At 38.2% G+C, this 529-nt stretch carries 1 protein-coding gene; it reads left to right on the forward strand.

The annotated features are described in order from the left end of the window. Positions 1 to 53 precede the first annotated feature (53 nt). Positions 54 to 529, forward strand: a 476-nt coding sequence (locus PQ474_RS26280) for an IS3 family transposase (RefSeq protein WP_273848524.1), incomplete at its 3' end; no start/stop codon positions are given.

The raw sequence follows: 529 nt of genomic DNA on the forward strand, positions 1-529 counted from the left end.
GGAAGATTGGAAAGGTAGCCAAGAACCGATTATCTCGCCGTTTTAGCACACCTATCCCTTTTCAGAAACTAGTAACCGACATCACAGAATTCAAATGTCTGGGAGAAGAAAAATTGTATTTAAATCCTATCCTTGACCTTTACAATGGAGAAATTATCGCGTTTGGTATCAAGAAACGTCCTACATTAGATCTGGTCATGGAACCTTTAAAAGAAACAATAGAGGTAATAGAAACTCAGGCAACCTATCGCACCACTATCCATTCCGATCAAGGCTGGCATTATCAACACAACGAATGGGTGAGGACATTAGAAGAAAATAAAGTGTTCCAAAGCATGTCACGTAAAGCAACCTGTGCAGACAATGCTTCAATGGAGAATTTCTTTGGCATTTTAAAGCAAGAGATGTGTTATGGGGAAGAATTAGTGAGCTATCAAGATTTAAAAAGACAGATTGAAAAATATATCTACTGGTACAACCATGAACGATCAAAAGAAAAATTGGCTGGTTTAAGTCCAGTCGAATACCG

This window comes from Halalkalibacter alkalisediminis, from assembly GCF_028610705.1.
Taxonomy (GTDB): domain Bacteria; phylum Bacillota; class Bacilli; order Bacillales; family Bacillaceae_D; genus Halalkalibacter; species Halalkalibacter alkalisediminis.